Annotated in this window: 14 protein-coding genes; 4 read left to right on the plus strand and 10 right to left on the minus strand. The window is 48.4% G+C overall.

All coding sequences use genetic code 11. The annotated features are described in order from the left end of the window. Positions 1–3 precede the first annotated feature (3 nt). Positions 4–438 carry a SufE family protein gene (locus tag MK185_10020; protein MCH2040959.1) on the plus strand — a complete coding sequence of 145 codons (435 nt, stop codon included), beginning with the start codon at positions 4–6 and terminating at the stop codon, positions 436–438. 214 nt (positions 439–652) lie between these two features. Here the strand turns inward: MK185_10020 and MK185_10025 are convergent, their stop codons facing one another. The 3 genes from MK185_10025 to MK185_10035 all read right to left on the minus strand — a co-directional run bounded on the left by MK185_10025 (position 653) and on the right by MK185_10035 (position 3,794). Beyond that, entirely contained in the window at positions 653–1,294 is a 642-nt protein-coding gene (locus tag MK185_10025; protein MCH2040960.1) for a hypothetical protein, read from the minus strand. Continuing rightward, complete coding sequence (locus MK185_10030; GenBank protein MCH2040961.1) at positions 1,291–2,658, minus strand: peptidylprolyl isomerase; 1,368 nt, start codon at positions 2,656–2,658, stop codon at positions 1,291–1,293. The genes MK185_10025 and MK185_10030 overlap by 4 nt, the downstream gene beginning before the upstream one ends. A gap of 104 nt (positions 2,659–2,762) precedes the next feature. Next, entirely contained in the window at positions 2,763–3,794 is a 1,032-nt protein-coding gene (locus MK185_10035) for a phospholipase (GenBank protein MCH2040962.1), read from the minus strand. A gap of 268 nt (positions 3,795–4,062) precedes the next feature. Between MK185_10035 and MK185_10040 the strand changes: the two genes are divergently transcribed. After that, the gene (locus tag MK185_10040) at positions 4,063–4,467 is read left to right on the plus strand and encodes a MarR family transcriptional regulator (GenBank protein MCH2040963.1); all 405 of its coding nucleotides are present in this window, start codon (positions 4,063–4,065) and stop codon (positions 4,465–4,467) included. A gap of 7 nt (positions 4,468–4,474) precedes the next feature. After that, positions 4,475–4,939, plus strand: a complete 465-nt coding sequence (locus MK185_10045) for a PaaI family thioesterase (GenBank protein MCH2040964.1) — start codon at positions 4,475–4,477, stop codon at positions 4,937–4,939. Positions 4,940–5,030: 91 nt separating this feature from the next. Here MK185_10045 and MK185_10050 read toward each other — a convergent pair whose 3' ends face one another. The 3 genes from MK185_10050 to fba form a co-directional block, all read right to left on the minus strand. Next, positions 5,031–5,201, minus strand: coding sequence for a hypothetical protein (locus MK185_10050; protein ID MCH2040965.1), 171 nt, complete (start codon positions 5,199–5,201; stop codon positions 5,031–5,033). A 216-nt stretch (positions 5,202–5,417) separates the two neighbouring features. Beyond that, positions 5,418–5,627: a hemerythrin family protein gene (locus MK185_10055; GenBank protein MCH2040966.1), complete on the minus strand. Its 210-nt coding sequence runs from the start codon at positions 5,625–5,627 to the stop codon at positions 5,418–5,420. A 205-nt stretch (positions 5,628–5,832) separates the two neighbouring features. After that, complete coding sequence (fba, locus tag MK185_10060; GenBank protein MCH2040967.1) at positions 5,833–6,897, minus strand: fructose-bisphosphate aldolase class II; 1,065 nt, start codon at positions 6,895–6,897, stop codon at positions 5,833–5,835. A 207-nt stretch (positions 6,898–7,104) separates the two neighbouring features. Between fba and MK185_10065 the strand changes: the two genes are divergently transcribed. Beyond that, positions 7,105–8,007, plus strand: coding sequence for a fructose bisphosphate aldolase (locus tag MK185_10065; protein ID MCH2040968.1), 903 nt, complete (start codon positions 7,105–7,107; stop codon positions 8,005–8,007). A 74-nt stretch (positions 8,008–8,081) separates the two neighbouring features. On the opposite strand, the gene MK185_10070 is transcribed toward MK185_10065, so the two are convergent. The 4 genes from MK185_10070 to MK185_10085 all read right to left on the minus strand — a co-directional run bounded on the left by MK185_10070 (position 8,082) and on the right by MK185_10085 (position 12,066). Next, positions 8,082–8,255 (minus strand): hypothetical protein, encoded by a 174-nt coding sequence (locus MK185_10070; GenBank protein ID MCH2040969.1) that lies wholly within the window; start codon positions 8,253–8,255, stop codon positions 8,082–8,084. Positions 8,256–8,262: 7 nt separating this feature from the next. After that, the gene (locus MK185_10075) at positions 8,263–9,417 is read right to left on the minus strand and encodes an ankyrin repeat domain-containing protein (GenBank protein MCH2040970.1); all 1,155 of its coding nucleotides are present in this window, start codon (positions 9,415–9,417) and stop codon (positions 8,263–8,265) included. A gap of 222 nt (positions 9,418–9,639) precedes the next feature. Further along, positions 9,640–10,800: a phosphoglycerate kinase gene (locus MK185_10080; protein MCH2040971.1), complete on the minus strand. Its 1,161-nt coding sequence runs from the start codon at positions 10,798–10,800 to the stop codon at positions 9,640–9,642. A 180-nt stretch (positions 10,801–10,980) separates the two neighbouring features. Next, on the minus strand, positions 10,981–12,066 hold the full coding sequence (locus tag MK185_10085; GenBank protein MCH2040972.1) for an erythrose-4-phosphate dehydrogenase: 1,086 nt from the start codon (positions 12,064–12,066) through the stop codon (positions 10,981–10,983). Positions 12,067–12,099: the final 33 nt, after the last annotated feature.

A 12,099-nucleotide genomic window follows, 5' to 3' on the forward strand; every position in this document is an offset into this window, starting at 1 on the left:
ATTATGGCAATTACACAAAATACTTTTGGTAACGACGTAACCAGCGACGATATCCTCGATACACTGGGATTTTTTGACGACTGGGAAGACCGTTACAAGTACATCATTGATCTGGGAAAACAACTTCCGGCGATGAATGATGACAAAAAGACCGATGACTTTCTGCTGCGCGGCTGCCAAAGCCAGGTCTGGATTGATAGTGAAGTGAATGACGGTGTATTGAGCTTTGAAGTTGACTCTGATGCTCACATCGTGAAAGGTTTATTGTGTGTCGTGCTGGCAGCGTACAATCACAAATCTGCCGCAGATATTATCGCTTTTGACATTGATGCATATTTTGATGACGTCGACCTGGTGAAACACCTGAGTCCAACCCGCGGGAATGGCTTACGCTCGATGGTTCAGAAAATAAAAGATACGGCACAGCAGAATCTTTAATGCGCTGAAAAACCCGATAGCCAACAGTTCTTTGACGCCAAGTGGCGTCAAAGAACTGCATATTACAACTAAGTTAAAGGACTTATTGTGGTTATCGGCAATTAGCGGTAAATTCTTATTTCCACTCTATGTTTAGACGGGCGAGCTGTTTTTCGTCCGTTTTTTTTGTCTGTTTAATGACCCTTCGTTTCTTGAAGCATTGTTAAAGATACCATTAATTGCTGTTACCAATATCCTGCGGATCTTCAATCCCAAGATTATTGGTTAACCAATCATCGCCAGGCGCATAGTGCTCTTCCATGATATCCGGATACTCTCGTTTCAGCTCCTCGGCCATTTCCTGAATGCCCTGAATTTTATTTCGTGCAAATGCAATCTGCTCATCATCAACACCCTCGCGTTGACCACGTTCAATCATTTTTTCCAATTCTGCGATTTTGCTTTTGCTTGCTTCAACATAAGCCCGGTAAACACGCAGCTGCTGGCGTCGTTCGTATTGCTCATACCGCTGCGGGTCCGCAAGCTCCTCAGCCGATGGTTCTTCGTCACGCTGGCGGGTTCGATTTAATGCTGGCGCTCTGGGATCGCCGTTTTCCACACTATCACGAAACGATGCAATCGCCTGCTGGTCGAGCTCGATATCTGCGCGAGGCGTGATATCAGATTCCCTGACGGTTGCCGAAACTACTTGAGAGGAAGTAACAGTGTCAGTCTCAAAAGACAACAGTGGCTCAGCATCTGCGATATTATGGGAAACGTCTGCCCCCAACTGAATCCGAACAAGATCGTCATTATTCAGATTGAAGATTACCAACATCACCAGCGCGATGACTAAGACCGCAATCGGCCATTTCATGGTTTATTCCGACGTTTAAATGCTTGAGGATTAAGGTGCACATCCGCATTGTTGCGCAGTGTTTTTTGTAATGTATAGAACTCATCCTTCAGCTGTTTTAACGCAATGTCGCGGCTGGCTTCGTAATGTACCGTTGCATCCGTGACATCCAGGTAACCATCTTCCCGCTCATCGATGTAGAGAATTTCGTAGACTACTTTGCCATCCCCTTGAGGACTACGAAACGGCATCGATGTTTGCCCTTTTTGGTGAGTAAATGCGACCGAATGAATCCAGCCCCGGTTGCTGTCTTTCCGAATCAACCAACCCAGATCGCCGGGAATCTTGGCATTTTTATCATCGGCGATGGAGTATCGGGCAATGGCATCATCGAAACTCAAACCATGTTCCAGCTCATGCTTTACTTTATCGGCCTGCTCCTGTGTCGCCAGCTGAATATGACGGGCTTTAACTTTTTCAACTACCGCAAATTCATCTTTATTCTCGTTATAAAAAGCCAGTACCTGGTCTGATGGCACTTGCTCTGCACGCAGGCGCAGCACCGGGTTATCATCATGGACGTCAGCGTATAACCCCATGCTTTGCAGTAACGCCGTTTTATCCTGTTCGTTTGCAACAATTTGCTTTACCGCGGCAACATCTTCCGCGGGACTGTTATTGTCAGCCCAATTCAATACAAATAGCGAACCGGCACGCTCACGCGCTTCAGCATGCAAATGCTTGAGGTCGGCATTCAGCATCGACAGACGCCCCTGAACATTCTGACGACGATAAATATCCCACAGACTCAGGCTGACTTTCTTGTTGCCTAAATCAACCTCGACCACCGGAGTTCGCCGCGCAACTTTTTCCTGCTCTGCTGTCGCTTCGATATTCACACTGGAGTTCAAAGCGAACAACCTCTGGTATTCCTCGGCAGTCAGCTTGGGGTTAAACGTCAGAATGCCGTCCAGCGACTTTTCCGGTAACGACTGTATTGCTGCAAACAGCTCTTTTTCATGGGCTTTACGAAGCAATGCAACACTGCGGTCTTCGCGTTGCACCTGACGTAAAAAACCGACTTTGTTTTCGTTCTCTAAAAATTCTGCAGGTAAATTCTGACGCGCATAGGCGGCCAGCAAAGCATCGTCAATAATACGCTGCATGGCCTGGGGTGGACTCACAGGCTGACTCGGATGGTTGTAAGAACGCCAGAAAATTTCGAGTACCGGCGTGCTAAGCGTCAGTTCGCCCATACGCGCAACAATTCGCGGATCGGTGATGTCATTATGCACTGCCGATAGCGCCGGAACGGACACTGAGGTCGCGATTATCAGGCTGGCTGCCAAAGATGCCGAGCGGCAAAAGCTCAATAATTTATTCATTGTTGCCTCTGAAATAGCGGTGACACGATCATATTGTGTGTTGAAGCCTGTTATACAAAAAAGGCGGACCCGAGTCCGCCTTCCATACGCAGTTTGATATTGAATCAGAAACGTTCAACCGCGTGGTTCAATACATGCACTGTCATGGCAATCGCATGAGGAATGACAATTTGTGCAGTCTCGCTTCGATCGGCATCGCTGGTACTGCTGAGGACAATACCACCACGGCTGTATGAAATAGCACCGCCCTCAGTCAGCAGAGGACGAATATCGTTCTGACCTTTAGGAACCGGCGTGAACGATTTCAGCGCTTCAGTGACAGCATCTGAATCATTCATGTTTTTCTTATCGTAGTTATCCTGAACCCAGGACTCCCAACCACCGTGATTGTGCGCAGAGGTTGACCAGGTGTGGTGTGGCTGCAATAAGTCAGTTGTGTGCAAAGCAAAACCGAGAGTCTGGGCCGTTGGCTTCTTCAGGAACTGGTTATACCAATACTGACCCAGGTTATCGATTGGTTGGAACGCCGCTTTTTCAAAATCTTCGTAATGACTTTTCGAGGAATGAGTATCCAGGCGGTAATTCTTTTCGGTAATTCCATAGGAGTTGTACTCTGAATCCTCGTTACACCAACGCCAGAAGCACCAACCTGTCATACCACCTTTACCATCATCCAGGTGATCACCAACCAGCCAGGTACCCAACAGTTTATCTTCGGTACCCTTCACAGGAATCTGACTGTTGTTGTAGCCAGGAATATCGTTACCGTGAACATCACCACTGCGGGAGTGGTTCTGGAAGTGCCACCAGGCGGTGTAGGTTGCAACGAAGCTACCGATACCAAACACCGGAGCCTGAACACAATCGCCGGTTACTGCACCACACAGGTAGGTGTCTTTAAAATCATCAACATCGTAGGCACCCTGACCTATCGCATCACCGAACTGCTCAACCGTCAGACCGGCTGCTTTAGCCGCCGCTTCCAGCTTGCTAAAGTTCGTCGTGCCAGGGTTGGCCTTCATGTAAGCAACGGCATCGGTCACGATGCGCTTATGAGTTGGTTGAGTAAATGCATAGCTGTCAATTGAGGCCAGTGTCAGCATACTACCCATGGCGAGAGTCAGAGAGGTTTTCATTGGCGAGCCACCTGTTATTTATTATCGGATCATTCTTATTTGGCTCAAACGTCAGTAAATTTAAGCCATTATTCTTATAAAATGCGGCCGAAGCTTACCGGTTAACGAAATATTACCGCAACAAAAAATTCACAATTGGCTCCCTCTGTCCTGTGAGGCGCCTTATTTCCAATATTGGATCCGGACAATGTCTTAAAAGACACGAAGGTCTTGTACCCCCCACAGCGCACAATTACTATGCATTCAAATAGTTTGCATGCAAAATGAAATGAAAAACAGCGAATGTATCTTCTACCTGCTCAATAAAACCGCACGCTCTGCCAGTAAATACTGGCAAACTCAGGTGAAAGATCTGAATCTGACGGCAACCCAGGCAAAAGTGTTGGCATTTATGCAGGACCTCGACAACCCTACGAGCCAACAATTAGCTGACCATTGTGCGCTGGATAATGCCACCCTGACCGGTGTAATTGATCGTTTGCTAAAGTTAAAACTGGTTGAACGTCAGCCCAGTGATTCTGACCGCCGGGTGTTGCATATCAACTACAAGCAGCCAGGGCGCCAGCTGGCCGAACAACTTCAATCGCGCCAACTACCCGCCAACGAAGAATTCTTATCTGCCCTGACAGACGCAGAGCAACAGCAACTCAGACACCTGTTAAAAAAATTGTGAGACGTATATGAACAACTCTGATCAGAACGATCACCATTACCGCGCACTGGAAGCAATGTATCAGTGTGCCCCCGTCAACGCGTATTACAAACCAGTCATGACCATCACAGAAGCTGAAGCGGAAATCATTATCGATATTCAGCCTTCAATGTTTCACACCGCAGGCGCTACCCATGGCTCGGTGTATTTTAAGATGCTTGATGATGCGGCGTTCTTCGCGGCCAACTCTTTAGAAGAAGAGGTGTTTGTATTAACCACATCATTTACCACCTATATCACCCGTCCGATAGCCAGCGGTAAAATGATCGCCAGGGGCAAAGTTGTCAATAAGAACAGCAGCCAATGGATTACTGAAGCGGTGGTTTATGACGAGGAAGGACGCGAACTCGGCCGTGGTAATGGCATATTTGTGCGGTCAAAGATTCAGCTGAATAACACCCGCGGCTATAAAGACTATATGATCGCTCGCTGAACAGATGAACGGCCCGGAAATTCGGGCCGGACAATCGAGCCAGTTAAAACATATAACCAACACGCAAGGTAGCAAGTGCAAGGTTTGGATACTAGGTGAGTACATTCTCCACGCGTCTTACCGTATCGCGATCACCTTCCGATACCCGCTCCTGAACAGATTGAGTTACTTCACCGGATAGTGGCAACGTCAGAGTTATCCAGTCCACCGCCATACTCCAGTTATCAAACTGCCAGTGATTCGAAACGCCCAGTTGCGCCATATGGGTCTCAGCTTCCGTCCCTGAGTTGAGTTAAAGGACAGCAAGATACCTGAATTAGCGGTTAATTGCAGAACATAATCACTCAGGCTTCTTCAGTCTGACCCAAAATCCAATCGAGCGCGGCGTTAATCCAGCCTTGTTTCTGATTCATCACCTTTTTAATCACCGGCACATAATCTACATTTTCATGTTTGCTGCGCTGAATCAGCCACGCTATCAAGGACGCACGGATGCGGCGAGCAACGCACACGGATTCTGGCCGCTTAACAAAGAGTCTTCGAGCTTTTTGGTTTTATCTTTGAGACGACGATGGACTTGCGGATGAGCTTCCAGCAGCACGTAACCAGCCTGGTTCATCAGTTGCTCTTCATAGGCGAAGTGATCCAGGGTGTCGTCTTTCAAACGCTCCATCACATTAAGGATCATCGCTACGTTTCCCAGCCATCCCTGTGGCTGTTTAGTAATTACCCAGTAGTTTAGGGAGAGGATTGGTGACAATTGACCAGATTCATTCACATACTTTTTGAATGGTCTTCTCACATTTGACGAATTATTCCCGACCAGCCATAAATCGCGGGCAATAAAAAACCGGCCAGGGCCGGTTTTTCAGAACGATCAGAATTGCCTGACATTAAGCAATTTTCGGATCCAGTTCACCAGACTGATAACGGTCAAACATCGCATCCAAAGACAGTGCTTTGATCTTCGAGGCGTTACCAGCAGTGCCAAAGGCTTCGTAACGATCAACACAGATCTGCGACATCGCCTTAACAGACTGAGCCAGGTATTTACGCGGATCAAACTCACCCGGATTTTCTGCCATAAAGCGACGGATTGCACCAGTAGATGCCAGACGAAGGTCCGTATCGATGTTTACTTTGCGAACACCGTGTTTGATGCCTTCAACGATCTGCTCAACCGGCACACCGTACGTTTCAGGAATATCACCACCGAATTCGTTGATAATCGCCAGCCACTCCTGCGGTACAGACGAAGAACCATGCATCACCAGGTGAGTATCCGGAATGCGCTTGTGGATTTCTTTAATCTGGTCGATGGCCAGAATGTCACCCGTTGGTGGACGAGTGAACTTATAAGCACCGTGAGAAGTACCGCAAGCAATCGCCAGTGCATCAACACCGGTTTGCTTAACGAAGTCAGCGGCTTCTTCCGGATCGGTCAGCATCTGATCATGAGTCAGCGTACCTTCGGCACCCACACCGTCTTCTTCACCAGCCTGACCGGTTTCCAGAGAACCCAGAACACCCAACTCACCTTCAACAGACACGCCGCAACCGTGTGCCATCTCAACGGTACGTTTCGTCACATCTACATTGTATTCGTAGCTCATTGGCGTTTTGCCATCTTCCCCCAGCGAGCCATCCATCATGACCGAGCTAAAGCCCAGCTGAATAGAACGCTGACATACCGTCGGAGAAGCACCGTGATCCTGATGCATGCACACAGGAATGTGTGGGAATTCTTCAATTGCTGCCAGAATCAGGTGGCGCAGGAATGGAGCACCTGCATACTTACGGGCACCAGCAGAAGCCTGAACAATAACTGGGGAATCAGTTTTGTCCGCCGCTTCCATAATGGCGCGCATTTGTTCCAGGTTGTTAACGTTAAAAGCAGGCACGCCGTAGCCGAACTCGGCGGCGTGATCCAGCATCTGACGCATGCTAATCAGGGCCATTGTATTACCTTGTATTAATAGGGGTTTACAGTTCGGGATATTGTACCACTCAAAGGAAGACTTTCAGACCCCGAATATCAAACCCCCAAAAAATTGAGAATGAGAATTATTCATTAGAATTTAATGCAAAAAGGCTTAAAAATGCCTACCGGATTCTCAGGGTTACGGACACCCTAACTTTTAACGATACCTCAGGAGCGTTACACAATGGCCTCATCAGCACAGCAAGCCATGCTGGAAAAAGTCATCCGTCAAAATGGATTTGTTGCCGCACTGGATCAAAGTGGTGGCAGCACACCCAAAGCGTTAAAGCTGTATGGTGTTGAAGAGTCGGAATATGATGGCGATGAAGCCATGTTTGCCAAAGTTCACGAGATGCGCACCCGCATCATCACAGATCCGGCATTTGATGGTCAGCGTGTATTAGGCGCCATTCTGTTTGAGAATACGCTGGATCGCGACATTGAAGGAAAATCGTCTGCCCACTATTTATGGCAGGTGAAACAGGTTGTGCCGTTTCTGAAAGTAGACAAAGGTCTGGCCGATGAAGCCGACGGCGTTCAGCTGATGAAGCTTATGCCAGAGCTGGATCAACTGTTGGCCAAAGCCAACACTCAGGATGTATTTGGTACCAAAACGCGCTCTGTAATCAAACACGCCAATGCCGAGGGTGTCAAAGCAGTCGTCGCGCAACAGTTTGAAGTAGCAAAACAAATCACCGCTGCGGGCCTGGTGCCGATTATCGAACCGGAAGTCGATATCAACTGCCCAGAAAAAGCCGAAGCGGAAGCACTGCTGAAACAAGCGTTACTGGACAACCTACAGCAGCTTAACGCAGATCAGAAAGTGATGTTGAAGGTCACCCTGCCTGAACAGCCTAACTTCTATAACGAGTGCATCGAGCAGGCGAACGTCATTAAAGTCGTTGCACTCTCCGGTGGTTACAGCCGTGACGAATCCAATACTCGCCTGAGCAATAACTCAGGCATGATTGCCAGCTTCTCCCGCGCATTAACTCAGGGGCTTTCTGCTCAACAAAACGATGCGGATTTTAACAACACGCTGAACAAGACCATCGAATCGATTTATCAGGCTTCCATCGCCGGTTGATTCTCGTCTGATTCGTGTATAAAAAACGCCGTACAGAAGATTCTCTGTACGGCGTTTTTTATTCATTTTGTTGCTCAGAAATGTCCACTCGGTGATTGATAGACAGGAACAACCAGAATCGGATGCTCCGCTTGTTGCTGCACAGTATCTTTTGCCGATTGAGCTGCGGCACTGCCATCATCGGTGATAAAAGGTTCCGTAGCGCAAGCTGATAACATCGCAACGCAAAACATCAGAGCATATCGCATTATTTATTCACTTCTTTTCTCGTGTATTTTTAATCAGGAATGAAAACAGATCAACCGCAGCACGAACCTGCGCTACCGTGCGTTTATTTTTGTCGTCACTGAACAAATCAACCAAATATTCACTATCAACATCTGATGATTGTGCTGTTTGATAAGATGAAGCACGAACGTCGCGACGCAAACCATCCATCTGCGCTTGCATCATCTCCATTTGTTGAACCATCAACAAGCGCTGCTTAAATAACACATCAATTCGTTTGCCTTCGTAGGTCTCACAGACTTCCATTTCCTCATTATATCGGCAGACACCTTTGCCATGGGGAATTCCTTCAACAATTGGGCCGTCCCACACCAATGTTCCTTCGGCGTACATTTTTCCATGGTGCATATCCCCATGGTGAAAAGTACCAACAAAACGTTTACCTAACGGTGTTTTTGCTTCACCCGGACCGTGCGCCAGGCCGTCTTTACAAGAGTCCGTCAGTAGATAATATTCACTGTCGGTAATCGGGCAAGTCTCATTCTGTTCCAGCGTTTTTTCCAGATTTTCCAGAGCCAGTTCCTGGCGCTCAAGGGCTGTTTCGCGATAGCTGCCGCGCGGCATATTATCGAGATATTTCTGATAACTTTCGTAGCTGTCTTTTAAACGTGCCTGTTGCCATAACGCCTGATCGCTGCGGTAACTGGCGACAATACCGGCAGCTCGGTTCAGGCCACAGAATTCAATCAGCTGGTTAACCGTCAGACCAATTTTACTGCGTTTTCTTGCCGTACACGCAATCGACTTGGTTGATGCCAGATTGAAGTCTGGGTTAAACGGCAATAACCGCGAGATCGAGTCGGGTCTGTTGAGCACCGCCAGGTGCAACGGCGTCATGCCACGCTTGTCAGTCACATTCACATCGATGCCGGCATTAATAAGGGGTTCAATCATCCGGCTGCTGGATAACACCGCCTGATGCAGCAGTGTACGCCCAAACGGGTCACGCTTGTGCAGACGTTCCTCATCCACCAGCACAGCATCCAGATCCGGCATATATCCGGTTTTCACAATGGTGAATTCGGCTGGCTGACGTACCGAAGCACAGCCTGTGGTAATTGCGATCAGAGCGATGCAAAGCAATCGCGAGAGTAAGCCTACGGAGATGGAGAAGCGTGCCATAACGTTCCTTGTTTAAAATCCATAACAGAGCACAAATTGTCTGCGATAACCCGGATGAATATTGCGGGTTGCTTCACATAATGACAATTATATTTTTAATAGCAGCAAAACAGAATGGTTATTAATCTGGAACAATCAGCAGGCAATAAAAAACCGGTAGCAACCCATGTCACTACCGGTTTATCAGATCTGCGAGCGCTAAATAAGCGCATTATGACTCGCTTATTTAGCGCGTTGCTCCAGGATAGCAACGGCTGGCAGTGTTTTGCCTTCAACGAATTCCAGGAAAGCACCTCCGCCAGTAGAAATATAAGACACTTTATCGGCAATTTCATACTTATCCACTGCCGCTAACGTGTCACCGCCACCAGCGATGGAGAAACCATCAGAATCAGCGATCGCCAGAGACAGCGCTTTAGTGCCCTCGCCGAACTGGTCGAATTCGAATACACCGACAGGGCCATTCCAGATGATGGTTTTTGCTTCTTTCAGCTGTTCTGCCAGAGCCTTCGCTGAATCAGGACCGATATCGAAAATCATATCGTCTTCAGCCACGTCATCCGCAGACTTCAGCGTTGCTTCAGCCGTTTCAGAGAATTCTTTACCGCACACAACATCGGTCGGAACCGGGATGGATACTTTTTCCATCAACGCTTTGGCGTTCGGAATCAGGTCGTTTTCACACAGAGACTTACCAACCGGTTTGCCTGCAGCGGCCAGGAAAGTATTGGCAATACCACCACCGACAATAATCTGGTCACAGATATCTGACAGGCTTTCCAGCACTTCCAACTTGGTCGAAACCTTGGAGCCACCGACAATAGCCACCAGCGGACGAGCCGGATTATCCAGCGCTTTACCTAACGCATCCAGTTCAGCTGCCAACAGCGGGCCTGCGCAGGCAACCGGTGCAAACTTAGCAACACCGTGAGTTGATGCCTGTGCACGGTGAGCCGTGCCAAACGCATCCATCACAAACACATCACACAGCTCAGCGTACGCTTTCGCCAGCTCGTCTTCGTCTTTCTTCTCGCCTTTGTTGAAACGAACGTTGTCTAACAGAACCAGTTCACCTGCAGCCACTTCAACACCGGCTTTAAAATCTTTAACGACATCAACATCACGACCCAGCAAACCCGACAAGTGATCAGCAACCGGCTGCATGGAGAATTTCTCTTCGTATTCACCTTCCGTTGGACGACCCAAATGAGACATTACGATAACTTTGGCACCGGCTTCCAGCGCGTGCTGAATCGTCGGCAAAGACGCACGAATACGAACGTCAGAGGTCACTTTGCCGTCTTTAACCGGCACGTTTAAATCCTCACGAATCAGGACACGTTTTCCATTCAGGTCCAGATCAGTCATTTTTAATACAGTCATGGTCACTCCGCTGCTATAGGCCGTTGCACCCCTTTGTTGCCAAAGGGCGAATTTGGATGGCGCGCATTATAACAGCTGTACTGGTGGTATCCATCGCCATAAAAACGAGGCATTGATCATCCGAAAGACAGGCTGAGGAGTCCTGATTGCACCCGTTTATTGATTACAGAATCCAGCAACTTACCGGCCTCCGCGCTGCAGCTGCGACATCAGACTGGCGGTATCCAGCATGCGATTGGCAAATCCCCATTCATTATCGAACCACACCAACAGCTTTAATAATTTACCACCACTGACACGTGTCTGAGTGGCATCCACCACACCGGATCTTGGATCGTGATTAAAGTCGATTGACGCGTGGGGTTCAGCACTGATGCCCACAATCCCGGACAAGTTGAGTTCCGATGAGCGGCCCTCAGCAGCAGACTGTAGCAGTTCATTAACCGCTGTCGCCGTTGTGGTTTGTTTTAGCTGGATACTGAGATCCAGTGCGGAGACATTCGCTGTTGGTACCCGCATATGCAGGCTTTCGATTTTGCCGTCAAGATGAGGCAACAAACGACCCACACCCTTGGATAAACCCGTATCCACAGGAATGATACTTTGGCCGGCAGCACGGGTGCGTCGCAGATCCGAATGGTAAGCGTCAATCACTGGTTGGTCATTCATCGCCGAGTGAATTGTCGTTGTCACTCCGGCTTCGACACCAAAGGTCTGATCCAGCAACGTTAATACCGGTATCAGACAATTGGTAGAACACGAGCCGTTCGACACAATACGATGACTCGCCATTAGCGAATTGTGGTTGAGCCCGTAGATAATCGTATTATCGACCGACGCATCGGCAGGATTGGAAATCAGAACGCTCGAAGCACCGCGGTCCAAATGAAGCTGCGCACCTTCCCGGCTGGTAATCTGGCCAGAACATTCCAACACCAGATCAACATTCAACTCATTCCAGTTAAGCTCAGCCGGGTCCTCAATATGGCGCACGAAAATGCGATCGCCATTAACCAGCAAATGTCGTTCATCTGCAACACTGACATCTCCCGGAAAACGACCATGAGTGCTGTCGTAACGCAGCATATAGCTGAGCGATTCAATATCCGCCAGTTCGTTAATATCAACGACCTGAAGCCGATCTCGATAACCGTTTTCATAAAGAGCACGCAACACACAGCGGCCAATACGACCAAAGCCGTTAATTGCAACCCGGGTTACGTCCGCACGTGGTCCATCAGAATTTGTTGAAGCCAAACCAGTCACTGCTTATCCGCAAATAATGCTTTAAATATTAAA

It is taken from the genome of Saccharospirillaceae bacterium, assembly GCA_022448365.1.
In the GTDB taxonomy this organism is placed as follows: Bacteria; Pseudomonadota; Gammaproteobacteria; order Pseudomonadales; family Oceanobacteraceae; genus Bacterioplanoides.

Bases quoted from the DNA above. Each gene is read 5' to 3' on its own strand.
- fba (MCH2040967.1), bottom strand. From the start codon at position 6,897: ATGGCCCTGATTAGCATGCGTCAGATGCTGGATCACGCCGCCGAGTTC.
- MK185_10065 (MCH2040968.1), top strand. From the start codon at position 7,105: ATGGCCTCATCAGCACAGCAAGCCATGCTGGAAAAAGTCATCCGTCAA.
- MK185_10055 (MCH2040966.1), bottom strand. From the start codon at position 5,627: ATGATCCTTAATGTGATGGAGCGTTTGAAAGACGACACCCTGGATCAC.
- MK185_10020 (MCH2040959.1), top strand. From the start codon at position 4: ATGGCAATTACACAAAATACTTTTGGTAACGACGTAACCAGCGACGAT.
- MK185_10025 (MCH2040960.1), bottom strand. From the start codon at position 1,294: ATGAAATGGCCGATTGCGGTCTTAGTCATCGCGCTGGTGATGTTGGTA.
- MK185_10080 (MCH2040971.1), bottom strand. From the start codon at position 10,800: ATGACTGTATTAAAAATGACTGATCTGGACCTGAATGGAAAACGTGTC.
- MK185_10030 (MCH2040961.1), bottom strand. From the start codon at position 2,658: ATGAATAAATTATTGAGCTTTTGCCGCTCGGCATCTTTGGCAGCCAGC.
- MK185_10075 (MCH2040970.1), bottom strand. From the start codon at position 9,417: ATGGCACGCTTCTCCATCTCCGTAGGCTTACTCTCGCGATTGCTTTGC.
- MK185_10050 (MCH2040965.1), bottom strand. From the start codon at position 5,201: ATGGCGCAACTGGGCGTTTCGAATCACTGGCAGTTTGATAACTGGAGT.
- MK185_10070 (MCH2040969.1), bottom strand. From the start codon at position 8,255: ATGCGATATGCTCTGATGTTTTGCGTTGCGATGTTATCAGCTTGCGCT.
- MK185_10040 (MCH2040963.1), top strand. From the start codon at position 4,063: ATGAAAAACAGCGAATGTATCTTCTACCTGCTCAATAAAACCGCACGC.
- MK185_10035 (MCH2040962.1), bottom strand. From the start codon at position 3,794: ATGAAAACCTCTCTGACTCTCGCCATGGGTAGTATGCTGACACTGGCC.
- MK185_10045 (MCH2040964.1), top strand. From the start codon at position 4,475: ATGAACAACTCTGATCAGAACGATCACCATTACCGCGCACTGGAAGCA.